General features: G+C 34.0%; 23 protein-coding genes. 11 read left to right on the forward strand and 12 right to left on the reverse strand.

Annotated elements, in window-relative coordinates; genetic code table 11:
• The first annotated feature begins 490 nt into the window (after positions 1–490).
• The 5 genes from VB798_RS23405 to VB798_RS23425 all read left to right on the forward strand — a co-directional run bounded on the left by VB798_RS23405 (position 491) and on the right by VB798_RS23425 (position 7,504).
• Complete coding sequence (locus tag VB798_RS23405; RefSeq protein WP_323689665.1) at positions 491–2,899, forward strand: TonB-dependent receptor; 2,409 nt, start codon at positions 491–493, stop codon at positions 2,897–2,899.
• Positions 2,900–2,924: 25 nt separating this feature from the next.
• Entirely contained in the window at positions 2,925–3,848 is a 924-nt protein-coding gene (locus VB798_RS23410; RefSeq protein ID WP_323689666.1) for a DUF4249 domain-containing protein, read from the forward strand.
• A gap of 113 nt (positions 3,849–3,961) precedes the next feature.
• Positions 3,962–4,228 carry a VF530 family protein gene (locus tag VB798_RS23415; protein ID WP_323689667.1) on the forward strand — a complete coding sequence of 89 codons (267 nt, stop codon included), beginning with the start codon at positions 3,962–3,964 and terminating at the stop codon, positions 4,226–4,228.
• 286 nt (positions 4,229–4,514) lie between these two features.
• Positions 4,515–6,668 carry a histidine kinase gene (locus tag VB798_RS23420; RefSeq protein ID WP_323689668.1) on the forward strand — a complete coding sequence of 718 codons (2,154 nt, stop codon included), beginning with the start codon at positions 4,515–4,517 and terminating at the stop codon, positions 6,666–6,668.
• Between the two features lie 74 nt (positions 6,669–6,742).
• Entirely contained in the window at positions 6,743–7,504 is a 762-nt protein-coding gene (locus VB798_RS23425) for a LytR/AlgR family response regulator transcription factor (protein ID WP_323689669.1), read from the forward strand.
• Positions 7,505–7,932: 428 nt separating this feature from the next.
• On the opposite strand, the gene VB798_RS23430 is transcribed toward VB798_RS23425, so the two are convergent.
• From VB798_RS23430 to VB798_RS23445, 4 genes are all read right to left on the reverse strand, one after another.
• The gene (locus VB798_RS23430; RefSeq protein WP_323689670.1) at positions 7,933–9,804 is read right to left on the reverse strand and encodes a hypothetical protein; all 1,872 of its coding nucleotides are present in this window, start codon (positions 9,802–9,804) and stop codon (positions 7,933–7,935) included.
• 744 nt (positions 9,805–10,548) lie between these two features.
• Complete coding sequence (gene fumC, locus VB798_RS23435) at positions 10,549–11,952, reverse strand: class II fumarate hydratase (RefSeq protein ID WP_323689671.1); 1,404 nt, start codon at positions 11,950–11,952, stop codon at positions 10,549–10,551.
• A 299-nt stretch (positions 11,953–12,251) separates the two neighbouring features.
• The gene (locus VB798_RS23440) at positions 12,252–13,877 is read right to left on the reverse strand and encodes a hypothetical protein (protein ID WP_323689672.1); all 1,626 of its coding nucleotides are present in this window, start codon (positions 13,875–13,877) and stop codon (positions 12,252–12,254) included.
• Positions 13,878–13,937: 60 nt separating this feature from the next.
• The gene (locus tag VB798_RS23445; RefSeq protein WP_323689673.1) at positions 13,938–15,170 is read right to left on the reverse strand and encodes a hypothetical protein; all 1,233 of its coding nucleotides are present in this window, start codon (positions 15,168–15,170) and stop codon (positions 13,938–13,940) included.
• Between the two features lie 343 nt (positions 15,171–15,513).
• Here VB798_RS23445 and VB798_RS23450 point away from each other — a divergent pair, with 343 nt between their 5' ends.
• Together VB798_RS23450 and VB798_RS23455 are read left to right on the forward strand one after the other, a co-directional pair.
• Positions 15,514–16,029 carry a DUF4494 domain-containing protein gene (locus VB798_RS23450; protein WP_323689674.1) on the forward strand — a complete coding sequence of 172 codons (516 nt, stop codon included), beginning with the start codon at positions 15,514–15,516 and terminating at the stop codon, positions 16,027–16,029.
• 12 nt (positions 16,030–16,041) lie between these two features.
• Positions 16,042–17,721 carry a PHP domain-containing protein gene (locus tag VB798_RS23455; protein ID WP_323689675.1) on the forward strand — a complete coding sequence of 560 codons (1,680 nt, stop codon included), beginning with the start codon at positions 16,042–16,044 and terminating at the stop codon, positions 17,719–17,721.
• Between the two features lie 124 nt (positions 17,722–17,845).
• On the opposite strand, the gene VB798_RS23460 is transcribed toward VB798_RS23455, so the two are convergent.
• Entirely contained in the window at positions 17,846–17,986 is a 141-nt protein-coding gene (locus VB798_RS23460; RefSeq protein ID WP_323689676.1) for a hypothetical protein, read from the reverse strand.
• Between the two features lie 693 nt (positions 17,987–18,679).
• Here VB798_RS23460 and VB798_RS23465 point away from each other — a divergent pair.
• Positions 18,680–18,892, forward strand: coding sequence for a hypothetical protein (locus tag VB798_RS23465; protein WP_323689677.1), 213 nt, complete (start codon positions 18,680–18,682; stop codon positions 18,890–18,892).
• Positions 18,893–18,954: 62 nt separating this feature from the next.
• On the opposite strand, the gene VB798_RS23470 is transcribed toward VB798_RS23465, so the two are convergent.
• On the reverse strand, positions 18,955–19,392 hold the full coding sequence (locus VB798_RS23470; RefSeq protein WP_323689678.1) for a nuclear transport factor 2 family protein: 438 nt from the start codon (positions 19,390–19,392) through the stop codon (positions 18,955–18,957).
• A gap of 112 nt (positions 19,393–19,504) precedes the next feature.
• On the opposite strand from VB798_RS23470, the gene VB798_RS23475 reads away from it, so the two are divergent.
• Entirely contained in the window at positions 19,505–19,906 is a 402-nt protein-coding gene (locus tag VB798_RS23475; protein ID WP_323689679.1) for a winged helix-turn-helix transcriptional regulator, read from the forward strand.
• 175 nt (positions 19,907–20,081) lie between these two features.
• Here the strand turns inward: VB798_RS23475 and VB798_RS23480 are convergent, their stop codons facing one another.
• Entirely contained in the window at positions 20,082–20,444 is a 363-nt protein-coding gene (locus VB798_RS23480; RefSeq protein ID WP_323689680.1) for a winged helix-turn-helix transcriptional regulator, read from the reverse strand.
• A 96-nt stretch (positions 20,445–20,540) separates the two neighbouring features.
• Between VB798_RS23480 and VB798_RS23485 the strand changes: the two genes are divergently transcribed.
• On the forward strand, positions 20,541–21,626 hold the full coding sequence (locus VB798_RS23485; protein WP_323689681.1) for a Gfo/Idh/MocA family protein: 1,086 nt from the start codon (positions 20,541–20,543) through the stop codon (positions 21,624–21,626).
• A 303-nt stretch (positions 21,627–21,929) separates the two neighbouring features.
• Here the strand turns inward: VB798_RS23485 and VB798_RS23490 are convergent, their stop codons facing one another.
• The 5 genes from VB798_RS23490 to VB798_RS23510 all read right to left on the reverse strand — a co-directional run bounded on the left by VB798_RS23490 (position 21,930) and on the right by VB798_RS23510 (position 25,234).
• Positions 21,930–22,205: a CPCC family cysteine-rich protein gene (locus VB798_RS23490; RefSeq protein ID WP_323689682.1), complete on the reverse strand. Its 276-nt coding sequence runs from the start codon at positions 22,203–22,205 to the stop codon at positions 21,930–21,932.
• 84 nt (positions 22,206–22,289) lie between these two features.
• Positions 22,290–22,772 (reverse strand): hypothetical protein, encoded by a 483-nt coding sequence (locus VB798_RS23495; RefSeq protein WP_323689683.1) that lies wholly within the window; start codon positions 22,770–22,772, stop codon positions 22,290–22,292.
• A gap of 152 nt (positions 22,773–22,924) precedes the next feature.
• Positions 22,925–23,365: a hypothetical protein gene (locus VB798_RS23500; RefSeq protein ID WP_323689684.1), complete on the reverse strand. Its 441-nt coding sequence runs from the start codon at positions 23,363–23,365 to the stop codon at positions 22,925–22,927.
• A 132-nt stretch (positions 23,366–23,497) separates the two neighbouring features.
• Positions 23,498–24,202, reverse strand: coding sequence for a DUF7003 family protein (locus VB798_RS23505; protein ID WP_323689685.1), 705 nt, complete (start codon positions 24,200–24,202; stop codon positions 23,498–23,500).
• Positions 24,203–24,361: 159 nt separating this feature from the next.
• Entirely contained in the window at positions 24,362–25,234 is an 873-nt protein-coding gene (locus VB798_RS23510; protein WP_323689686.1) for a hypothetical protein, read from the reverse strand.
• 388 nt (positions 25,235–25,622) lie between these two features.
• Between VB798_RS23510 and VB798_RS23515 the strand changes: the two genes are divergently transcribed.
• A complete protein-coding gene (locus VB798_RS23515) occupies positions 25,623–26,369 on the forward strand; it encodes a hypothetical protein (protein ID WP_323689687.1) in 747 nt (248 codons plus the stop codon).
• The last annotated feature ends 129 nt before the right edge of the window (positions 26,370–26,498 follow it).

A 26,498-nucleotide genomic window follows, 5' to 3' on the forward strand; every position in this document is an offset into this window, starting at 1 on the left:
CGGCAATATGTTTCCGATATGTTAAATTAATTAATTGCTTTTGTTAATTTATCATTATGTATAGGGGTAGAATTACTTTTGGCTGTCAGATTAAAGAAATTGCCATTCATCACATACTTCTGTTTCTTTCATCATAAAGAGAAGTAGTTTTGCATTATTCAAATGAATTGCCTTGGTTATGTTTTCATAAAATCTTTTTTGAAAAGCGATATTTTTATGAATTTATACCCATTTTTAAGATAAAATTAAAAAGTTTTTTTGCTGATTTTCTTTAATGAAAAGCGAATGATTTTTGAAGAAAATTGAATATTAATTTTGCAAAATGAAGTAAATCAGATGATTGTGTTTTTGTTATTTCATAATAATCTAAAAAATGAATAAACTAAAATGCGTTCAATTATAAAAAAACTAAAAACCAAAATCGATTTCTTGAGTTTCTAAAGTACTAACATATTTCCAAATTTAAATTTCACAATTCCAATTTCAATCTATGATAAACCTTATTCGAAAATCCTTACTGATACTATTAATTTTGCCGTTTGAAATGTTTGCCCAGTCTGATAAATTAACTGTCAGTGGCTACATAAAAGACAATAAAAATGGAGAAGGCTTGATTGGTGCATCCATTTTTGTGAAGGAATTAATGACAGGTACTACCACAAATACCTACGGTTTTTATTCTTTAACACTTCCTAAAGGCAATTATTCATTAATCATTAGCTCAGTTGGCTATCGCAAAGCGATTAAAGACATTAAATTAATCGACCAAAATGTTACTTTGAATGTAGAAGTCCAAGAAGATGGACAAGAATTAGCAGAAGTAATTGTGAACGCTAAACGTGAAGACGACAACGTACAAGCGATAGAAATGTCTGTCAATAAAATAGACATGAAAACTATCAAGAAAATCCCTGCTTTGTTGGGCGAGGTTGATTTGGTACGTGCTATTCAGCTATTACCGGGTGTTTCTACTGTTGGTGAAGGTGCAAGTGGTTTCAACGTTCGTGGAGGTGGAGTTGACCAAAACTTGATTCTTTTGGATGATGCCCCAGTGTATAATTCATCTCACCTTTTTGGTTTTTTCTCTATTTTTAACCCTGATGCTGTGAAGGATGTGAAGCTCATCAAAGGTGGAATCCCTGCTCAATATGGTGGACGTGGAGCGTCAATTCTGGATGTAAAAATGAAAGAAGGAAATGCTAAAAAACTAGAAGTAAATGGTGGAATTGGCGTAATCTTTAGCCGTCTTTCCATTGAAGCACCAATTGTAAAAGACAAAGCTTCATTTATTGTGGCGGCTCGTCGTTCTTACATTGATGTTTTAGCAAAACCATTTTTAACGGGAGATAATGCCGATTCAAAATTTAGTTTTTATGATTTAACTGCCAAAGTAAATTATAATATCAACCAAAATAATACTGTTTTCCTTTCAGGTTATTTTGGTAGAGATGTTTTTGGAAATGACTTTGGCTTTAATTGGGGAAACAGTACGCTTTCTGCTCGTTGGAATCATGTATTTAGCTCGAAATTATTCTTAAATTCTACGGCTTTTTATAGTAATTACGATTACTTGTTAGATTCTGACTTGGCTAACAAACGCCCAAATAATGCTTTCAGATGGACTTCTAATATCGAAAATCTAAGTTTCAAGCCTGATTTTACTTATTATATCAATCCAGAAAATACGCTGACTTTTGGTGGACAAGTATTGAATTATGATTTTACGCCAGGTTCGGCTACGGCAAGTTCAAACGGAGATAAGCGTACTTTTGGCTCTGCTCCTAAAAATGCGGTAGAGTATTCTGCTTATGTCGGAAATGAAATGAAGGTTTCATCTAAATTGTCTTTACAATATGGTATCCGCTTTTCAAGATATGATTATACAAGTAAAGAAGATGTATATTATGAAAGAGTAAAAGTTGGTATTTCAGATGAATTCCCTTCTGGTTATGACCTCAACACCAAACCAAACGACCCGAATAAAGTATTACAAAGTTATCAAAACTTCGAGCCAAGATTTAGCATGAAGCTGGAAACAAGCGAAACGAGTTCTATCAAAGCGAGCTATAACCGCATGGCTCAGTATATTCACTTGCTTTCTAATACTGCTGCATCAACGCCTTTGGATGTTTGGACTTCTAGCACGAACAATATCAAACCTCAGTTAATCGACCAAGTTGCTTTGGGATATTTCAAAAATTTAGGTGATAATGAATACGAAACTTCGGTAGAAGTATATTACAAGGATTTGAAAAACCAAATTGATTATTCTGACCGTGCCGATTTGTTTTTAAATCCAGAATTTGAGAAAGATTTAATGTTTGGTAAAGGTCGTGCTTATGGTTTAGAATTGTACGGGAAGAAAAATAAAGGCAAATTGACAGGTTGGGTAAGTTATACTTTGGCCCGTACCGAACGCTTAGTGGAAGGATTGAACAACAGTAAATGGTATCCAAATCGTTATGACCGTATGCACACTTTAAACGTAGTTGCTCAATATGAAATTAACAAGAAATGGAGTTTTGGCGGAAATTTCGCCTTTATTTCTGGCGTGCCTTACTCTTTAGGAAAAGGGCAAGGTACTTATGAAGACCTAACTTATAGCATTACTGATAATGGTGTTAGAGGAAATGTAAGAGTACCTTCTTACCATCGTTTGGATATTTCGGCGACCAAAAAGAATAAAAAAGCATTATTTGGGAAAGGTGAATCTGAATGGGTTTTCTCGGTATATAACTTGTACAATCGTAGAAATCCATTTTCAATTTATACAAGACCTAAAGAACAAACTGCAGGCGAAGCGGCACAGTCGCCAACAAGTGTTGTTCAAAATGAAGCGGTACGTTTATCAATTATTGGCTCATTTATTCCATCAATAACGTACAATTTTAAATTCTAATATCGAAACTTTAACAGTATCTATCATGAAATCAATTATTAAAACTATATTTTCTTTTTTTCTTGGCATTTCACTGATGAGTTGTGAGGATGTCATTGACTTAAATGTTCCTGAAACTGAAAAGTATTTAGTAGTAGAAGGAACAATAACGGATGTAGCGGGTGAACAAGTTATTAAACTGAGTGAATCCCAAGCTTTATTGAGTAGCGCAACACCAAGAGCCATTACAAATGCGGTTGTAAAAGTAACAGACAATACGGGTAAGATTTATGAATTCAAAGACTTGAAGAATGAAGGTAAATACGTTTGGACACCTTCAAGCTCTACAGAAATAATGGGTGTAATTGGCAAAACTTATACTTTGACCATTGAAGCTGAAGGTGAAAGTTTCAAAGCAGTTTCTGAATTGAAAAGAGTTCCTAAAATTGATTCTATCGTTTATAAGTACGAAGATAGTCCTAACTTAAATCAAACAGGTGATGACAAACCCAAAGAAGGCTACGACGCTAATTTTTATGCCAAAGATTTTGTGGGAGTAGGAGACTGCTATCGTGTAAAAGTATATAAAAATGGGAAGTTGTTCAGCGGGGCTGAAAATATTGTTATTGCTTATGATGCACTTTTGAATAAAAGTAGTGTTGGCGATGGACTGATGTTTATTTTACCACTTCGTAGGGCTATTTCTCCAGAATTATATGCAGAAAATGATAAATTGAAAGTTGAACTAAGTTCGATTACGGAAGCACATTTTGATTTTTGGACTCAGTTACGTACTGAATTAAACAATTCAGGCTTATTTGCGACACCTGCTGCTAGAATCCCATGTAATGTAAACAATACAAACCCAAATTCAAAAAAGCAAGCAGCAGGTTGGTTTGGGACTTCTGCCGTTACTTCTTTGGAAGTTACAATTGATAAAAACAAAGCGGTAAAGGAATTTAATGATTAGATTTGTAGCTTAATATGGCTTTCAGTCTTAGGCTTTCGGCTATACGCTTTCGGTTTTTTACAATTACTGAAACCCGACGACTAATAGCCGATAGCAGACCAAAAAATAAAAATATGGAAACCAAGCAAAAAAATAATCCATTACATGGAGTAACCTTAGAAAATATAGTGAACCATTTAGTGGCTTATTATGGTTGGGAAAAATTAGGAGAATTAATCAATATTCGTTGTTTTAATTATGACCCTAACGTAAAATCAAGCTTGTCTTTTTTAAGAAAAACTACTTGGGCAAGAACAAAAGTAGAATTGCTTTACATGAAAAGTTTAAGAGATATTGCTAAAGCAGAGAAGCTTAAAATTGCTAAAAACAATGAGATTTAAGCAATTTGATTTTTACGTCATAAAATAATTATCAAAAATCCCGAAAGTGAATTATTCATTTTCGGGATTTTTTTATCCTTAATAAAATAATTTTCATCCTCCTAAAACTTCAATCTATCGGAAAGCATTTCTAGAAAATAGTTTTTATAAGTTGTTTTGAATCAAATAATAAATATAAAAGTCGATAGCTGATGACCAAAAGCTAAAGGTTTCAATCTCAATCTAATCAAAACAATTCATTAAATTTAAACTTGCATCATTCGCATAGGCTGATGCTTTCTGAGCAATGAACTATAAACCAGTAATTACCAAAAAATACGACGTTGAAAACCTCAAAAACCTTCAACTAAAAACTTTCTCTGGCGATATAGAGATAGTTGGTCATGATGAAAATATCATCAAAGTAGAAGTATTTGCTACCGTTCGTAGTTTGTTTACTTTTTTTATCATCAAAGACCCATTACTGGAATTTGATTTTGAAGCTCATGATTTATCAATGAATGTGGTTAACGATACATTGCATATTTATTCAAAACCCAATTATCTTAATATTTATAATTGGTTTAATTTCCAGAAAACCTCTTTCAGAATTTATTTGCCAGCGTCTATCAATTCTTATTCAAAAACCTATGGCGGAAAAATAGCCTTAAAAAACCTCGATGGGAATCATACTTTTTCTACTTGGGGAGGAAATATTTCTGCCGAACAAACTCATGGTAATATTTATGGAAAAACGATGGGCGGTAAGATTAATTTATTAAGATGTGAAGGAAATGTTGAAGCAACTACTATGGGTGGAAATATCTTTTTAGCAGGAAATAAATCTGATATTAAGATAGATACCAAAGGTGGAAATATGTACATCCAGAATCATGAGGGAAAAATTCACTGTTCAAGTTGGGGAGGAAATATTGAAGCTTTCAATGTTTCTGGCGCTTTCGAATGCAACACCGCAGGCGGAAATATTGCTTTGAAAAACATAAATGGTAATATTGGAGCAAGTACCAAAGGTGGGAATATTCGTGCTGAAGTAAATGCGATTAATCAATACGCTTGGTTTGATACGGCTGGTGGAAACATCAATATTTCGCTCCCGCTCGAACATCCCATAGATTTGGAGGCTTCTGCCAATAGAATATATTTGCCTCCGCTTCAAAATTTTTCGGGCTATCAAACCAAACAAAGTATCAGAGGGAAATTGAATGGGGGCGGAGCGAACGTAACCATTAAAACCTTGGCGGGGAAAATAAATATCTTTCATTCAGACTTTGCTAATGATACTTATCGTCCGAATGCTCCGAAAGATAATCCACAGCAAACCACTGAAAAAAAAAGCCCTGAGCCTTTTCATGAAAAACCTATAAAAAACGCTAAACCTTTTGCTAAAACCGAGCATGAGTCTCAGTGGAAACCATCATACAACATTTATTTTAACATCATTTTTTGTTTGCTGATAGGTTATGCTTTTACTTCTGTGATTTTCTTTTCACTTCAAATCAGTCATTTACCTTTAGATTTTTCTGGAGTTCATCAAGATGTATTTTACTTGAATCTGATGAGTTCCCTAGCTGCTGTAGCTTCTATTTACGTTTTTATAAACTTTATTGAAAATAGAATTCCCGTAGATTTTGTGAAGTTTTTCCCTTTAATGGGCTGTTCTTTACTTTTTGGTAACCTTTTTCATACAACTTTAAGCTGGCAAAATGTTGATAAAAGTATTTGGGAACTTGATAATACGGCTGCTATTTATTTTTACTTTATTCTTCCTGTGCTGATTAGTTGGGCGTATCTTTTTTATTGGCTAAGAACACGCAGTATTACTCGTAAAATTTCTGAACAAGAGTACCAATTATTGAATTTAGAAAAACTAAAATCAAAAGCACAATTAGATGCTTTAGAAGCCCGAATCAATCCCCATTTTTTGTATAATTCGCTGAATAGTATTACAGGTTTAATTCACGATAAACCTGATAAAGCGGAGGAAATGACGATTCAATTATCAAAATTGTTTCGCTACACAACAGGACGAACCGAAGAAAATTTTCATACTTTGGCAGATGAATTAGAAATTATTAAAGCTTATTTAACGATTGAAGAAGTACGTTTTGGACATCGTTTGACTTATGCTATTGATTGTGAAGAAAGTATTTTGGAAGAAAAAATCCCTCGATTCTTATTACAGCCTTTGGTAGAAAATGCTATCAAACATGGTATTTCTAAAATTGCTAGTGCTGGGATTATTTCGGTTAAAATCACAACGCATGAGAATAAGATTTTGATAAAAATCCATGACAACGGACCAGACTTTGGGGAATCTTTCGGAGGAGGTTTTGGCTTGCGGAGTATCAAGGAAAAACTAAAAATTGTTTATGGTGACAAGGCAACTATTGACATTAAAAATCAACCGGAGAAGGTGGTGATGATTTATTTGCCTATGTAGCTTTCAGCTATGAGCTTTTTGTTTGAGATATAAATTAATAAAAATCGAAATCCGACATCCGAAATCCAAAAATCATGCAATACAAAACCATACTTATAGACGACGAACCGATTTCAATTAGTCGAATGCGAAGACTTTTGAATGATTATGACGATACTTTCGACATCATTGGCGAGGCTTTAAACGGACAAGAGGGTTTGGAAATCATCGAGGATTTAAAGCCTGATTTAATTTTCTTAGACATCGAAATGCCTATTCTTTCTGGGTTTGAGATGTTGGCAAAGCTTACTTATATGCCGATTGTGATTTTTGTGACAGCCTTCGACCAATTTGCAATGAAGGCTTTTGAAGAAAATTCTATTGATTATTTATTGAAGCCTATCGAAAAGTCAAGGTTGGATAGAACGGTACAAAAACTGCTGAAATTTACGGAAAACCAATCTTTAAAACTTTCTTCCGAGAGTATTCAATCTATTTCGGAATTGCTAAAACCTAAAAAAGAAATTCATTCTATTTCTGTAAAGAATGGCGATAAAATTTTAATCATTGCTTTCCACGAAATCGCCTTTTTTCAGGCAGATGATAAGTATGTATTTTTAAATACTGTCGATGGCAAACAACATATTACCAATTATACCATTGCCAACCTTAGCGAAAAACTACCTGATAGCTTTATCAGAATCAGCCGTTCGTGTATTGTAAATGCTACCAGAATTAAAGAATTAGAAAGACATTTCAACGGCAAATACTTGGTAATAATGCAAGACCAAAAACGAAGTAAATTAGAAACAGGCGTTTCTTTCCACGATAATTTAAAGCGATTGATGGAGATTTAGGAAGAGGCTTTCGGATTTCGGTCGTCGTGTTTCGGATTCCGCCTTCGTTGGAGTTATCTCCAACGAAACGAGCGTAAGCAACTCGCCAAATGTGAAGGGAGAATAAAACTATCAAGCTGGTGTGTTGCTTACGCACATCTTGTTGGAGATAACTCCAACAAGGGCTTCAAATCTCCGCCTTCGTTGGAGTTTTCTCCAACGAAACGAGCGTAAGCAACTCTCCAAATATGAAATGAGGATGAAACTATCAAGTTGGTGTGTTGCTTACGCACAGGGCGAAATATTCTTTTTTACCAAGATTTCGTTCCTAACGGAACTATTAAATTGTTTACACCTTTACGAAGTCTAAGGCTTAGTAATAACAATAAAAATGTCTGAGACTGTTTTTTATTGGTGCTTCCAAGTTTCTAAACTTAGAAAAGCTTGAGTTATTTACTTTTGTGCTTGATATAAATTTTAGCACCAAAACTGTCGACATCAATAATCTGATACCCTTTTGAGTTTTCACTTAATGTTTTTTGTAATTTATTTTTTATATCTTTTCTAGCATCCAAAGTAGGTTTAGCAGTGTTTTTAGACTCGTGTAATTCAAGAATGACTTCATTGGAATTAAATTTTAAAACAACCCCATCAATATCAGTTATAATTCTGTTAGATGGAGCTAATGAATAATCATAAATTTTTATTCTTGCTAGACATACTATTATTGAACCATTAAATGTTCTCTTAACCGATTTTTCTAATTGCATTAATTCATGTTTACGGTCTTTATCAGCTTCATTCATAATAGCATTATTTATATTGAAAGTTAAATAGTCAATCTCTGGAGTCCTAACTCCAAAGTAATCATATTTATCAGTTAAATGATGGTCAATATCTAAGTGATATTTAGATTTAATATGAAACTTCAATACAGCCCATAAAATATTTTTGTAAGAAGGTATATTCTTTTCTAAAAGCACATTTTCTATATTGGATTTAATATGTTGAAAAATTGGCTTTTTAAAATTATCCTTCATTTCAGAAGAAATATCCAACATCTCAAGGTTCTCACTAATGAATTCAACTATTTTAGATGATCTGTTAAATTCAGTTGAGGCACTTCCTGTAATTTGTTTTAAAAGAACATTACCAATATTTGTCATAAAAACAGGTAAATCGGAAGTTTTAAAAATATCCCTTTTTATATAAAAATCAATTACTCTCATTTTAGTAAAGGGATTAATATCCATAGAGGCATCTACATTTTCTACTCCTTTCTTTACGGTTAGAATTTGTCTAAGGAGATTAGATGTATCATCCAAAGTCATATTGTCAATGTGTAAAGAAAATCTTAAAAAATGAACTAAATTACAATCACTTGGATTAAATAAACCAAAATTCAGTGCCTTATCAATTACAGTCTCAACATTATTAATACTTGAAATATACTTTAAAGCTTCAATTTCATAAGACCTTTGGTAAGTTTGACTCTTTATATTGAGATACAAATTATCATACAACATTGAATGAAATGGTTGAAGAAGAGCTGAAATCCTTGAATTTTGATATCTATTTTCATAAACATCAATTGATAAAATTGTAGGTAAAATATCTATTTCAATTGGCAAAGAACTATTTCTAGAATCTAAAGCAATTATTGATATATCTCTTAAAGTCTTATACAAAGTTTTTAATTGAGTTATTTGCATAAGATTTGAAACAATATCTTTATTATCCTCTTCATTAAGCAACAATAATTTATAAATCATTATCAATTCATTCTGTTCATTTAATTTTCTTTTTAAGGATTTGTAAATCCTGTATATTGAAATAATATGGTGAAAATTAACATAGTCAAATTCTTCAAAAACTTTTAATGCCCAATTATTTAACTTATTATCTTTGATACTTTTAAGTATTTTTTTTTTAAAAGCTTTATTCTGAATACTATAAAGCAACAATGATTTTTCGTCACCAATTGTATTTTTACAATGACCAAAATTTGACAATAAAATCCAAGATTTGATTATATCATTTCCTGAATGTTTTTTTTGATTTATTGTGATAGTTCCTTGAGCATTAGTAGTACCCTTAAAGGTATTTTCTATAATCTCAGATATCACGCATTGAAGAATTAGATAATCATAACGTGAATGATTGGAATTCTTAAAAGCATGAGAAATCAATCCTAAATGAGCGGATGATTTTTGTCTCTCTACTTCTTGATTATTTTGATAAATTTTATAGATACGTGAACTTACGTCTAAAAAATTAACATTGACTCTACCTAAAATAGGAATATCACTTTCTATTCTCATAATTTAATCAAAAGACATGATTTGTTTAAATAAGTATTAAAATACAACCTACAATTTTCCCACAAAATCCCCAAACCAATAGCTAACAATTTCCCAAAAACTTATTATACGGTATTTTGTCTTATGATAAGGTGTAGCGGTAACTCTTGCAGTTACCGTTTAGCAGAGTACAGATACAAAAAACGGTAACCGCAAAAGGTTACCGCTACCTATTATTTTTGAGCTGTAAAGCTGTATTTCTTAATTGTAATTGGCTGTTTCTTAAATGTAAATGGTCATTTCTTAATTGTAATTGGCTATTTCTTAAATGTAAATAGTCATTTCTCGATTGTAAGTCGCCATTTCTTGAGTGTAGATGGTCATTTCTTCATTGTAGTGACCTGTTTCTGAAATGTAAGCAAGTGTTTCGGGAGTGTAATTATTCGTTTCTTAAATGTAAATGGTCATTTCTCGATTGTAAGTATCCATTTCTTCAATGTAAATCTTCGTTTCTTGATTGTAAGTCTCTATTTCTTAAATGTAAATGGTCATTTCTCAATTGTAAGTAGCCATTTCTTCAATGTAGTTAGTCGTTTCTTAATTGTAATTTCATAAAACAAAAATCCCCTTCACATCGCTATAAAGGGGATTTTTATGATTTGAAATTATCGAAAATATTGCTCGTGGAGACACGAGCAATGGCAATAGGAACAATGGCAATAAGCAATTAAAATTTCAAGGCTCAAAGCTCATAGCTAACAGCTACTACACATTAATATCACCAACCATATCTTCAGGAATTACCCAAGCGTCAAATTCTTCTGCTGTTAAGTAACCTAAAGCAATAGCTGTTTCTTTTAACGTTGAGCCATTTTTATGTGCAGTCTGAGCAATCTCAGCCGATTTATAATACCCAATCTTAGTATTCAATGCCGTTACCAACATCAATGAATTGTTTACGTGTTTCTTGATATTTTCGTGTAAAGGTTGAATACCTTCAGCACATTTATCATTAAACGCCACACAAACATCGCCAATCAAACGGGCAGAGTGTAAGAAGTTGAAAATCATTACAGGTTTAAACACGTTTAATTCAAAATGTCCCATCGAACCACCAATACCGATTGCTACATCATTACCCATTACTTGTGCTGAAACCATCGTCATCGCTTCGCATTGTGTTGGGTTAACTTTCCCAGGCATGATAGATGAACCAGGTTCGTTATCAGGAATATAAATTTCACCAATACCCGAACGTGGACCAGAAGAAAGCATACGCACGTCGTTACCGATTTTCATTAAGCTAACTGCTACTGTTTTCAAAGCTCCGTGTGCTTCTACGATAGCATCGTGTGCCGCTAACGCTTCAAATTTATTTTCTGCTGTTACAAAAGGTAAGCCTGTTAAATCAGCAATGTGTTTTGCTACATTTTCAGAATATCCTTTTGGCGTGTTGATACCTGTTCCTACTGCTGTACCACCTAAAGCTAATTCAGAAAGGTGAGCTAAAGTATTGTTGATAGCACGTAAACCGTGATCAAGTTGAGAAACATAACCAGAGAATTCTTGTCCTAAAGTTAAAGGCGTAGCATCCATAAAGTGTGTACGACCAATTTTTACAACATTCTTAAATTCTTTCGCTTTTGCGTCTAGAGTATTACGTAATTTGGTGATTCCTGGAATCGTTACTTCTACCAAGATTTTGTATGCCGCAATGTGCATCGCTGTTGGGAAAGTATCGTTAGACGACTGCGATTTGTTTACATCATCGTTCGGGTGAACGTATTTTGTTTCATCTAACAAGTTTCCACCGTTAATTACGTGAGCTCTGTAAGCAACCACTTCATTACAGTTCATGTTTGATTGCGTTCCCGAACCAGTTTGCCAAACTACCAATGGAAATTGGTCGTCTAATTTTCCTTCTAAGATTTCATCACATACTTGTCCGATAAGATTTTTCTTATCTTCTGCCAAAACACCAGCCTCGAAATTAGTAATGGCTGCCGCTTTTTTCAAATAGGCAAACGCACGGATAATTTCTTTTGGCATCTTGTTGATGTCTTGAGCAATAGGAAAGTTCAAGATTGAACGTTGCGTTTGCGCTCCCCAGTAAACATTCGCAGGCACTTGTACCTTGCCCATCGTGTCTTTTTCTATTCTGTATTCCATTTCTACCTTTTGAAAATATGAGAATTAGCGAATAAGCTTGCTTCTATTGAACAAGATTATCCTCCGATTAAACTTGAATGCAAAGGTAGAAACGAAAAGGAAACGTAGGACGTTTTTTTGATTTTTTTGTGGTAAAATGATGAAGGTCAGTTTTTAGTTGTCGGCTTTCAGCTTTCGGTAGTCGGATTTCGAATTTTTGAATTCGGTCTTTACTCATGGCATGACTTCATTCATGCCATGAGTTGTACTTTATAATTTATAAACAAAACCCGATGACCGAAATCCGAAATCCCCAAGTCCTACATCACTTTCGCATCAAATGTTCCAGTCAGGATTTTGCCGTTTCTTTTTACTTGTAACCAAATTCTATATTTTCCTGCTTGTGGGAAGACGTAAGGGAAATTTACCGTATTGTGATGTTCTGCTTTGTCGTTTGTATGTAACATATTTGGCATCAAGAAATTGTCTCTTTCTGCTTCTGTCATCATACTTAATTTTGACATGATTTTATCTACACTATCTTTGAAAGCAGTAGCAGGTAAAATATTAGGTTTCTTTGATGTTTCGTCCAGTCTTTTTTGCATGACAGAAACAGAAGTACTTGAAACTGTTCCAGTTGGATGTAAATGTATATAAACTGAGCCATCATCTTTTACAATAGCAGCATGTCCCATCATTCCTAAATAAGGTTCAAGTTTAGCTTTTGTTCCATCTGGACTGAGAATACTAAACTTTAAATCATAGACTTTTCCCATCATTAAAGGTTTATTGGGGTCTTCTTCCCAAACAATACTTGAGCCATCTTGTAATTTGGTTTTAACACCGGGCGTTCCACAAATTGTAATCAAATCGCTTTTGATACTTGCCTCTTTGGTATTTAACGGATTCGTGATGGCGTAGGCATCGTAAGGGTCTTTTAAAGTACTTGAATTAATACCATTACTAATTTGCTTGTTGATTTCTACAGTATCAGCAATGGTATATTGTGCGCCTTGATAACGCATGACATCGGCATATAATAAATACTTGCCCGCAGGTAAATCAGGTAATTGTGCTTCAAAATTTAAAGTATCTTTTCTGGAAGGATGTAAATGAGCAAAAACATCCATCGTACCTTGACGAATTAAAAACAAGTGCATTAATTTTCCATGATCAGGAATGGCATAACTTAGCCAACGTCTTTGTACAGAATTACTATCAATTTGTAATTTTAAAACTGATACACCATTTTCTTCTATCACTTTTGTGTTGGCAGTATAAGGTTTATAGAGATTTCTTTGATAATCATCCGTCAGACCATTCCACCAATTATTACCTACAAAAAGTAAAACACCACAAAAGCTTGCTCCAATCACAGAACCTCTGATTCTCTTTTTCATGGTAGTTCCACTAATTGGTTCACCAACAGTTTGTAAACTATCGCTTGTACTTGCACCAATAATGGTTGTTAGCAAGCCAACTAACAATAAACCTAAACCTGCTAAAACCCAACCTAAAGATGGTGACATCGCACGTTTGGCAGTAGCAATGGCAACTAAAGGAACTATCAAACTTCCTTTTCCACGACTACCGATGATTTCTACTTGTACACTGGCAGCACCAGAATTCATCAACCAGATTTGTCCTTCGTAACGTCCAGCTTGGTTTGCTACAGGAAAAGCTTCATCTGAACGAGGAGAACCTTCATCACCAAACCAATAATAAATAGGTTTAATATTTACTTTCTGAATATCGTTAGCATCTGCAATTACCGTTACTTTCGCTGTTCCCGGAATAACATCAGGCGGTTGAACATATACTTGCAAAGCATATTTACCAGCATTTCCTTCAAAAACAACACCCGAACTACCAATATGAGCTTGAATTGGATAAGTAAAACAAAGGCTTAGGAGTAATAAAAAACTGTTTAACAATATATTTTTCATAGTATAATTTTCTTTTAAGGCTTGTAAAGAATTTAAAAGCTCGTAATCTAAAGCTCATCTCTATCGCTGAACCTTCTGCATCCATTTCCCCCAAAGCAAACCAACTCTTGCCGATAAAATACCAAGTAACAATGCAATTCCTCCGCCTTTTGCCCAAGCTTCTATGCCTTCAGTAACATCCCAAGGAGCAAATTTGTAACGATATTCCCAATCAGCACTGCTACTATACGACCATGCGTCTGACTGGAAGAACCAGTTACGTGCATAAGGTGATTCAAGCAAGAAATTTCCTGCTGGATATTGAATAATCAAGAAAGTAGCTAAGAAACCAAAGCCCATTAGTATTGCTAAAAACCAATCATTTTTTGCACCGAATTTTGTAGTCAAAATATCAATCACCATTGCTGGGAAAACTAATAATAAAGGGAAAGCCGTCGTCTGATAAAAAGTAACAGGATTGGCAATTGGACCCAATAAAGGTTCTGCGGGGAACATTCTAAGCGTTGCATTGATAGCAATGTAATAAATCATGTAAATTAAAGCGGAATAAGTAGCGCCCCATTTACTGCCAGATGCCCTTGAAAAAGGAATAATTAATAAAGGAAACAATGCAGAACCTATTTGGTAAAATAATGCACCGTGCATATTCCATCTTCCCAAAAATTCAAACATAAAAGTATAAGCAGTTGCTAATACCATGCCTGCGGTAAAGATAAAAATCCAACGTAAACGGATATTTCTTGCTTCGTTTTGTTCCTTCGTTAAACTTGCTATTTTTTCTTTTCTATTCAAAATGGCTAAAACCATAATCATCGCTCCAATCTGAATAGAAATTAATCCCAAAAGTAAAACTGTATGCGGAGGCGAAAAAATTTGAACATCTAAGCCATAAGTATTATGCCACCAATCATCAAAAGGAGCGGAAGTTCCTGCGGCAAAACCTCCCCAAATACAAAACATTCCGCCCAATGAGCTATAGAAAATCCCCCAGAAATTTACCATTTTGCCTTTTTCTGTAGCATTTCCCCAAAAAGAAGTTTTTAATACTTGAAATCCTGAAATAATTCCTGCGAAAGCCGCACCAATATAAATTAAATTGTGTGGCGCAGAGAAAAGCCCATCTCTGCCAATCGTCATGTGCCAAGCAATATCCCACAGAATACCACTGATAACTAAACATGAACAAATAGCAACAACATAAACATACATTGGAATGCCTAAAAGAAGACTGGCGAAACTTGTTTTACTTTGATGAGTGTGTAATGGATGACTTAATGTGCTTGTTGATTCCATTTTGTTAAATAATTTTAGAAGAGGATTTATTGAATTCTGTAATTAAAATTAAGGAATAAAATCAAGATAATCAGCCTATAGAGATTTTAGTTTGAAAGCATAGATGCTAAAAACTATTCAAGGGTTGCAAGAACTTATCCCTCACAAATTGTATTCCTCCATAAGTCTTGATAGTTTTGTGTAATTGTAAAAAATACAAGGAAAAGGTCTTAAATAAAATTTGGCGAAGTAAACCTCACCCCCAACCCCCTCTCCTGTTGAGAGGGGGCTTTTCAAAATTAAAGTTCCCCTCTCAACAGGAGAGGGGTTAGGGGTGAGGTTGTTCATATTAAAACAACAAAACATGGCAACTTGGTATTTAGGTAAAATACGTTACCAACGTGAAGACGAAGCGGGTTCTTTAAAAACAATTAATGAAGCATACTTAGTTGATGCAGTTTCTTATACAGAAGCAGAAGCAAGAATGTTTGAAGTAGTAGCAAGTAATACACCTGATTTTCAGTTGATTAATTTAGCTAAAATGAAACTCAGTGAAGTTTTCTTTGAAGAAAATGGCTCGGAGATTTGGTATAAAGCCAAGGTACAATACATTACTTTCGACGAAAAAACACAGAAAGAAAAGAAAGTACCACACATGATGTTAATTAATGCTGATAATCCTAAAGATGTGTATGAAGCTTTAGTGAAAAACTTAGGTAATCTGAACGATTATCTGATTACAGACATTAACCTAACAACCATTTTGGAAGTATGTCCTTACGTTCCTGAAAATGAATTGTTGAAAAAAGGAAATTTTAGACCAGTAGCAGAGGTTTTGGCTGAACAAGAAACAAAATTATCAGAACAAGCGAATCAATAAATTGAATCAGCAATGAATAACGAAGACATTGTCGCCTTACTTGAACTCTCGGTAAAGCTGCTTGAATTACACGACGAAAACGAATTCAAAATCAAAAATCTTGGTTTTGCTGTTCGTGCTTTGGATAAAACTACCGAAGATTTATTGAATATGTCGGTAGCTCAATTAGCTACTTTGCCAAGTGTTGGGAAAAGTATTGCTGGAAAAATTGATGAAATCCGACAAACGGGAACGACACAAGAATTAACAGAATTACTTGCTCGCACGCCCGAAGGTGTATTGGATATGCTCAATATCAAAGGCATTGGTCCCAAAAAAGTACGCACAATTTGGCAGGAACTCAACATTACTGATACTCGTGAATTGCTTTTAGCTTGTGAAAATGGCGAAGTAGCTAAATTGAAAGGTTTTGGAGATAAAATTCAAAATACCATCAAAGAATCTATTTTGTATGCACAATCGAATACAGGAAAGCTTCGCATGGAGAAAGGAGAGGAGTTGGCGCAAGTATTATTCGATGAGCTGGAAAAACATTTTGAACAAGTATCTATCGTTGGCGATGTCAGACGTAAAAATGAAATTGTAGAAACCATTCAATTGGTGGTAGGGCATGATAAACCTTGGGAAGTACAAAAGCTTATCAATTCATTACCTACTTTACAACAAGATGAAAAGATTTCTTCTCCTTTTGCATGGAGAGGGCATTTTGAAGGGAAAGCTATTGATATTGAAGTGCTTATTTGCTCGCCTGCTCAGTTTGTAAACCAAGTATTTATTTACTCAGCTTCTCCAAAGCATTTGGCAAGTCAAAACATTTTAAAGACTGTTCAGAAACAAGTTTTTGATTCGGAGGAAGCCATTTATTCAAGTGTAAATATTCCTTATATCATTCCAGAAATGAGAGAAGGTAATTTTGAATTCGATTGGGTACAAAAACATCAAAATGATGAATTAATTACTTGGGATGGTCTCAAAGGTATTTTGCATAATCACTCTACTTATTCAGATGGTAAACATTCTTTAAAAGAAATGGCTGATTATTGTAGAGAATTAGGCTTTGAATATTTGGGAATTGCTGACCATTCAAAAACTGCTTCTTATGCCAAAGGACTTTCGGAAGAAAGAGTCTTTGAACAACACGCTGAAATTGATAAATTGAATCAAGCTTATTCGTTGATGACAGACAGACCTTTTAAAATACTAAAAGGCATAGAATCTGATATTTTGGGCGATGGTTCTCTGGATTATCCAGATGATGTCTTAAAAAGCTTTGATTATATCGTTGCTTCAATTCATCAAAATCTTAAAATGACAGAAGAAAAAGCGATGTCAAGAATTATTGGAGCGATTGAAAATCCTTATACAACGATACTTGGACATCCAACTGGAAGATTATTATTATCAAGAGCAGGTTATCCCGTCGATTATAAAAAGATGATAGATGCTTGCGCTGCCAATAATGTAATCATTGAAATCAATGCCAGTCCTTATCGTTTAGATTTAGATTGGCGATGGATACAATACGCTTTAGAAAAAGATGTAAAACTTTCTATCAATCCAGATGCACACGAAAAAGATGGATATTTTGATATGCACTATGGTGTTGCCGTAGCTCGCAAAGGAGGTTTAACGAAAGAAATGACATTCAATGCCTTGAATCTGCAAGAAATTGAAACGTATTTAAAAAAGTAAATCTTTAAGATAATTGATAAAAACACAAATGGCATCCGTCTAAACTCTACCCGATATACACATCTTTCAATGATGTTCTTTGCAGTATTGTTTTAGGCTTCTCTTTACTGATATAATTAAACAATTAGAATGCCAAAGAAAAGTCAATCAAATCATCAATTGAAAGATATGGGCTTGGATAAAAGCCCGTAAACGATTGATCAATCAAATAAATTTCTTTTGAAGAGAAAGTTATCGTTGGCTTAAAAGTATAGAAAAGGCTCATAAAGTCTGTCATTTAGCAACATCAATGACGGTTATTGCAGACCGAGAAGCCGATATTTATCAAGCCTTAGATTCCTTTAGCAATCAACTAAAAATTGACTTTGTGATTCGTATGTGAATCACAAAGTCCTATTGAAACAACTATCAAAGGACAAAAGATAAAAGACATTTTATCGAATACTCCTATTAATACCTCTTATAGCATCAAGTTGCCTGCCACCGATAAACGCAGTAAACATGAAGCTGAGTTAAGCGTTAAATGGGTTCAAGTCCAGATTAAAAGACCCGGGAATAGCTTATCGAATCATCTGTCAAAGTCTATTAAGGTAAATGTGATTGAGGTCAAAGAACAAGATAATATCGTTGTCAATAATGGAGAGCCTATCCATTGGATACTATTGACCTCTCATAAAATAGCAAGCTTTGAGGATGCTTACCAAATCATTCAATGGTACACTTGGAGATGGTTTATCGAATAGCTTTTTAGACTCCTTAAATCTCAAGGTCTTGATATAATTAATTCAACAATAAAATAACAACTTATGAGTCTCTGAGAAAGCTCTCATTAATTGCACTCCAAGCAGCAATAAGCGTTTTACAGTTACTTATAACTAGGGATTCTCATACACCACAACCCATAGAAGATGTTTTTTCTCAGGACGAAATCAATGTCTTGAAAGTACTTTTTCCAACGTTGGAAGGAAATACAGAAAAACTCAAAAACCCTTACAGTCCATCAGAGTTAAAATTTGCCCTCTGGGTAATAGCACGATTAGCTGGGTGGAGTGGTTATCAAAAACAAACTCCACCTGGACCAATTACATTACATAGAGGTTTATTAAAGTTTAAACAGCTCTTTGATGGATTTGAAATCGCTAAAACAATACAGCAACAAAGAACTGATTGAAAAATGTGTATATAGGGTAGAGGTATAACTCATGCCATGAGTGATTTTGTGCGAATACGCTATCAAGCAATAGGTCTAGCTTCTATGATTAGAAAGTAGCCTGTACGTTCTTTGATGAACCATTTTCCATTTTGACGCACATATTTGTCATCATATTTAACACTGTAATCTGTCAAAATATCTTTCCCTTCAACTTCTCTTATCATTTTTAATTGTGAAAAAGAAACACCTGTTGCTGTCTCTCCATCAATTTTCACGTTGTGCTGTCCATTCATGGTAAAATAGGTTTTTACCAGAGAAGCGTGTCCATTAAATTCTTTTTCCAAGCTTTCTGTTCCAGAAACATCTGCTGCTAAAAAGTCACCCATGTAAGCTTTGTAAATAACATCGGGAGTAAATAAACCCATTTGTTCTGCAATTTTCTTTTCGTCACCTAAGTAGGCATAAGTGTCTATTAAGTCACGTAATTCCTCTTTGATTTTTAAAGTTTCTATTGTCATGATTTTGTTGTTTTAATAATTATGTACCAAAAGTAGAGTACATTTGCTTACAATTTATTAGCAATTACCTAAAGGTTAGCTGCTATTATTTTAATAACCAAGGACGTTTACAATGAAAGAACAGGTTGAAAAAACAGAAAATAGTAAGGAGTTTTCAGAAGAATGTAACAAAGTATTAGCAGCAGTTAGTGATGCTTTATATTCTATTGGCGGAAAATGGAAATTGATGATAATCATCTCGATAGCGAGAGGAAACCATAGATTTACCGAACTTCAACGACAAGTAAAAGGTATTTCTGCCAGAGTATTATCAAGCGAATTAAAAGATCTTGAATTGAATGGATTTATTATCAGAAAAGTAACTGCTGGGTATCCTGTTACAATAGAGTATGAGCTTTTACCTTATAGTCAAACCCTTGAAGAGGTGGTTGGTGCAATGACGAGATGGGGAATGCAACATCGTGAAAGAATTAAGATGGAAGGTTCAGCAGGTAAAGCTCAACAGAGTAAGTAAACTACAAAATTGATAGTAGTATATACTATTCATCCCTAAGAGCATCTCTATTGAATTTAAAGGAGATTTTGCAATTCGTTCAAGAAATATTACGCACCTGTTGTTGGTGAACAAACACCAACAACGACAAAAGGTTTTGTGGGGGCTTGGAACAGCAAGGATAATTATCGGGGTATCACTTTTCCAATAATTCCATTTTATGTTTAGCTCCCCATTTATTTAGTTCTTCGCAAACAGGCATCAGCTCCTTTCCAATTTTTGTTAATTCATATTCAACTCTTGGAGGCACTTCCGCATAAACCGTTCTTGATACTAAACCATCTTTTTCCAATTCTTTTAACTGTAGCGTGAGCATTCTTTCAGTGATATTGGTAATTATTTTTTTTAATTCTCCAAAACGCATTTTTTCTTTTTGCAATTGAAACAGAATAGGAAGTTTCCACCGACCTCCAATTAACTGAATTGCGTACGTAGCGTTGCAGTCAGTGATGAAAAATCTATTCTGGTTATTGGTAGAGGTTTCTTTAGTATTTGCCATTACTTACATTTTTGTATGTAGCATACAATTGTATGCGTAATATGCAAAGCTAGTTCTTACCTTATAAATTTGCAATTCAAACAAAAAGAAAGAAAATTGAAAACAAATCGTATTAGAGTCGGAATTATTGGTTTAAATCCCGATAGCCATTGGGCATCAGCATCGCATATACCCGCATTAAAGTTTTTGGCAGATGATTTTGAAATTGTAGGTGTGGCAAACACGACTCATGAAAGTGCTAAAAGATCTTCCGAAGCATTCCAGATTCCCTTTGCATTTCACAATGCAGATGCACTGATAAACTCGCCTGAAATAGATTTGGTAATCGTTACAGTGAAAGTCCCATATCATTTTGAGTTGGTAAAATCCGCATTGGAATCAGGTAAACACATCTATTGTGAGCATCCCCTTGGAAATGGTTTGGAGGAAACCCGACTTTTAGCAGAAATGGCAGCTAAGAAAGATGTTCTGGCAGTTGTAGGAACCCAAATGGTGGTAGCACCCGAAATTTTGTATTTGCAACAACTTATTAAGGATGGTTATTTAGGGAAAGTTCTATCTACAACCTTGATTGGCTCGGGTGGAAATTGGAGAAACGAAACTGTTGCAGATTTATATTATTTGCACGATAAAGCCAATGGTGCTAGTATGCTTACGATACCATTAGCACATACATTGGCAGGTGTCACCAGTGTATTGGGAAGTTTTTTAACACTTAATTCCAAAATGACCAGCAATTTTACTACAGTGAAAGTATTGGAAACGGGTGAGGTAAAACCGAAAACAGCAGAAGACCAAATTATGGTGATAGGTACTTTAACAGATGGTATCGCTATTTCTGTGCATTATCGAGGTGGTATATCACGTGGTACTAATCTTTTATGGGAAATTAATGGCACAGAAGGCGATATACAGGTACGAGGTGGTTTGGGACACGGACAATTAGTGCCGCTCTCTATTTTTGGGGCAAGAGGAACTGAGAAAGAACTGCAATTATTGAAAGTCCCAGTCGAGATTATGAATAATTTTCCCGAAAATCCAATTGCTGGAAATGTAGCTCGAATTTATAAGTTGCTCGCAGACGACATTCGAAACAATACCCGAAATGCCCCTTCTTTTAACGATGCCCTACAACTTTATGAATTACTGAATAATATAGAACTGTCTGCAAAAAATGAATAGTTGTTTAGACTTGCCACTAACTCCTTATCGAAAGGTTTGGACTACTTTTTATATCATCACTACCTAATTTCTGTTTTCTAAAGCACTTTTTTTTTCTCTGCAAACTTCTATCCCGAATTAGTCTTATAATTCCCTAAGACCTAAAACAATGAAAAGCATCACGCTCAAAAAGGGCTTATTGAAAATATTAAATTGTTTCAAGGCAAAATAAATATTTACCCCAGATACATTTGCGAGCGTAACGCTCTTTAACATTTTGAGGCGAAGGAATAACCTTTAAACAGTTTGAGTGGGTTTTTCTTGTCATTCTATTGGTTTCCAATCTTCGTCTCGTTGTTCATCATTAGTTGGCTGTCTTACTTTTTTAATCATTTCTCTTTCGCAAGCACCAAAATCAATAAAATTTCTTTGTCCTTGTCTAAGTGAAACATTGTTTGCTCCACCTTCATAATTCGGGTTGTCAAGTTGAATTGGGTCATCTTCCCAAAAACAGACTTCGCATATATCGTAATGTCCCTTTGGTTGTTCTGCAAATGTCTTGTAACCACAACAAGGGCAAGCAAATTTTCCTATAAGCATATTTCCAATCGAGGGTTATTATTCACAAACTGGTCTTAGGATTTCCTACTACAAGTTTGAAATATAGTTTTGATAATTAATACATTATTTACTCCCTACTCTTGATTTTATAAATTCTACCTGCTCTTCTGTCAATGTTGTCATATCAATGAAATTGCCAAACTTTTTGCTGTGATATAAAATCAAAAACTTACCGAACTCTTTTTGCTTAATAATATGTGACCACAAAAAATCGCTATTAAATGTCAGCCCTTTAACAGCAACTCCTCGGTCGCTAAAAGTGTATGTGATGTCATTTTGGAAACTTGGATTTGATGTAAACTGTCTAATGGAAATTAAAACAATTACTGATGGAGCTAACAAAAGAAATGTTCCAATAACAATATCATATATCGGCGTATCAGTGTAATAATTTATGACTTTAAGATAGTCAAGCAATACCGTTGTTAGCAAATAAAGTCCAAGCAAAGTTGCAAAGATAAATACCGGCTTTTTATAAAGTCCGACATACATTACTCTTGTATACTCTTTTGTTGTCAAACGTGTTTTGATTGTAAAGTCTTCCATAGGAATTGAAGGGTTTCGCTAAATTTTGTAGTACTTTTTGTATTATTTCCAAACTAGACTTTGGATATAGCTTTGATAATTAGTGCGTTGCTTACGCTCGTGTTGTTGGTGAACAGACACCAACAACGGCAAAAACGACTTATAAATAGTTGTTAATTGGTAGTTCTGTCTTTAAATATTTTTTGGCAAATTTTAGTTGATAGTGTAAACATTAGTCCAAAAAGAAACAATACAATGAATCCAGCAAGAATAAAATCCCATTCTATTTTTCTTTCTACCTGAAACAAATTTATCAAAGTTAATATCCCAGTGAAAAATATTGCAAATGCAATACAATTACCTACACTCAGAATTAAACTGTTTTCATTTTTTTTGATAATCCTTTTTCCAAAAATTAGTTGATATAAACTTGAAAGTATTACAATCAGTAAAGTATAAGTTAAATAGACAATGGTACTGATGTGACAGCTTTCGCAATTTTTCAATTCTGGTTCAGGAAATATCTTGTCAGTTATAAAAAAGTACCCAACTGGAAATAATGTAACAATAGTAATTGGCAAAACAGTCTCTAATAAAACTTTAAAGATTTTCATTTTATGAGTTTTTTAAAAATTGCTACCTATTCTTTAATATGAGAAAGCTTTATAGTACTTTTTATATTATTCCCAAACTAGCCTTAGGATACGGTTTTGATAATTAGTGCGTTCCTTACGAAAAGCCGTTATTTAGAGCGTTCCGCCGTCGGGCCAGTTTTTCCAGTTTGTATTGGGTTCATGTGTCGGCTTGTAATGGTTGATGTTACCAGTTTCTAATACCTTGGCAATTTGTTTAAACGTTTCATTATTGCTTGGTAATACATCATTCACTACATCTGGATGAAACCAATTGTGTAGCTCCATAATTTTGGGGAGATTATTTGGAATTCTCTCCCGTATTTCAGTTTCCGTCGCAACAAGTTTATCGTGATGTAATGCATCTAATAAGCGAAGAAATTCAAATGCATTAATCCGTTGAGCATCTTGAATTTCAATTCCAGCATCTTTATATAATTGTCTGTTATGATAGAGTGGAAGAATTTGCTCTCGAAGAGTGAAAGTTGTACAGTCTTGATTTAAGTAAAAATCTTCCTCATTGTCAAAAGTGTTGCAATTATTTGCATCATCAGTAAGGTAAATGAAGTTCTCATTACGGATGCCAGGTTCATAAGGAAGGCAATTTCCGTAAATGTGTAAACAGTTCGACATTCCGTTATGTCCGCCACCTCGATAATTAAACCCTATTACCTCAATGACAATTGCCCAACGCCTATCATCTCTGTAAACGGTTAATTTTGTACCCGCTGGATACACATATCCATTATCTAACATTGGAAATGTGTATTCAGAATTACACATGTCAAGTTGGGCTAATATTTCGTCTGCTTGAATCATTAGAGTTTTCAATTAGCTTACTTGTAACTCTCAAATAAGCGAAAGGTTTGTAGGACTTTTTGTATTATTCTCAAACTAGCTTTAGAATATGGTTTTGATAATTAGTGTGTTGCCTACGCACATGTTGTTGGTGAACAAACACCAACAACGGCGAAAAGTCTATTCGTCAGAACCTACATACTTCCCTTTGCTAATCGTCTTTACCATTTCATCACTGAAATCATTATGTACATTAATAGGTTTCGCAATATTTTTTGAGATGCTTACAAGTTTGTCAATATTAAAATTGGCTACCAATAGAATTTGTTTTTTTACTCTTTGTCTGTCCTTCTTATTTCTTATGCTAAGATTAAGTCTTATCCATAGTTCTTCATACTTAACAAGCAAGTTATACAAATACATAAATGGAAGAAAGGTAATTGAAAGAAACACTGGTAATAAAAAACTTTTTAGGTTGTCAATTGTGAAAAGTTGGCTATGCTTTTCAAAAGTCTTGTACAGTGAAAAAGTAAATATTGCAATTCCAAAAGCTGTCAAAACATATTTAAAGAGTTTTTCAACTTGTTTATGTTCAGATTTAAAAGATGCTGCTGCTTGCATCATTGCTGAAAAAACTAAAATGGGAACAAATATCAATTCCGTTGTCAAACTAAATGTAAAAAAATTTACGATGAACTCTATTATAATTGTCCATTTTATCGTGTCAAGCAATACAATTTTAAAATACTTGCTATCATATACTTTGTTCACATTCATTAAGGAAATGAATCCAAAACTCAAAGCCCAAATAACGGTATCTTTAAGGAATGAAATGTCCCAAAATCCAAATTTGTGTAAAAGAAAAATCCATAAAACTGTGTATGCAAAAAATGTTAGTATGGATACCAATATTTTCCAAGCAAATAATGCTTTAATAATTCCAACAAATGATTGTCGTATGCTTTTGCTGAACATACAAGCTGTAAGTGCAATTAATATCCAAATTGCCAAAGCTGTTTCTCTGTTAGATAGACTGTCAAATATTTTGTCCATTTATTATGTAAGTAAAAGTTGTCGGATTGTAGGGTCGTCAATATGGTAGAACACAGCTCACAAGTATGCGAAAGTTTTGTCGTACTTCTTAAATTGCTCGCACCTAATTTCTACTTTTCTAAAGTACCACTTTATTTTTTCTCCACAAACCCTTCTCAATTTTTTATCAAATAGCTTTTAAAGCCTAATTAATCGCTTATTTTCTCCTGTTTCTTTTGAAAAAATTTACCGTATAATAAAAATACGCTTGTTGTTGTCGGTTCTATTTTAAAAAATTATTAATTTTAATTAGCTGAGAGATAGGCAGATGAATGCTTTTATAGAACTCAAAGCTGATTGCTCTAAGCTACCTTATTATTGATTTCTCACTTTTCCAAAATTCAAAAAAATGGCTACAACATCAGAAACAGGTCACGCTGTAAACGTGAAAAACTTCTTTAACCTCGTTAATTTCTGCAAAGGTTTCGGCACCCAATACCAGCCTAGCAAAGTTTCTATCCAAATTCCTGCTTTAGAAAACACCTACCAGCAAGCGAGGGAGGCAATCGACGAAATTATAAGGCAAACTACCGCCTACAATACCGTTATCAATGAAAGAGCTTTGTTGTTTAAGGATAACAGAACCTTATCGACTCGACTGATTAATGCTTTTGAAATGACCGATGCCCCCGATGCTACTAAAAAGGATGTAAAAGGCTTTAATAGAAAATTGCAAGGGAAAAGAGCCAGTGCTATAAAAGAAACAAACAGTACGGTTGAGGGTTTGAATGCCGAAGCACCTAAAACTATTTCATCTTCACAAACATCTTTTAACCAACAAGTTGAGCATTTAAAAGCCTTAGTTACTGTCTTAGAAAGTGAGCCAAGTTATGTGCCTAATGAAGTGGATTTAAAAGTAAGTACGCTAAAAAGTTTAATTAGCCAACAAGATAGTGCCAATGAGCAGGTTGCGATTGTTTACACGGCACTTAGTAATGCAAGGCTGAAGAGAGATAGGGTTTTGTATGGGGAAGAAACGGGTTTATATAATATCAGTTTGGATATTAAGAAATATGTTAAAGCAGTCTTCGGAGCAAGTAGTCCTGAATATAAACAAGTGACTGGAGTAAGTATTACAGGTGTCAAGAAAAAATAGGTAGCTTCTAATTGTCTCATCCTAAAAAAGCTTGACAGTATTAGGGGTTAAAAACTGAATTGATTGTCAAGTTTTTTTTATTGTATTACCAAGATTACACCATTTATTTTTTATTTCTAAATGTATTTT

This window comes from Arcicella lustrica (assembly GCF_034930985.1).
GTDB classification, from domain to species: Bacteria; Bacteroidota; Bacteroidia; order Cytophagales; family Spirosomataceae; genus Arcicella; species Arcicella lustrica.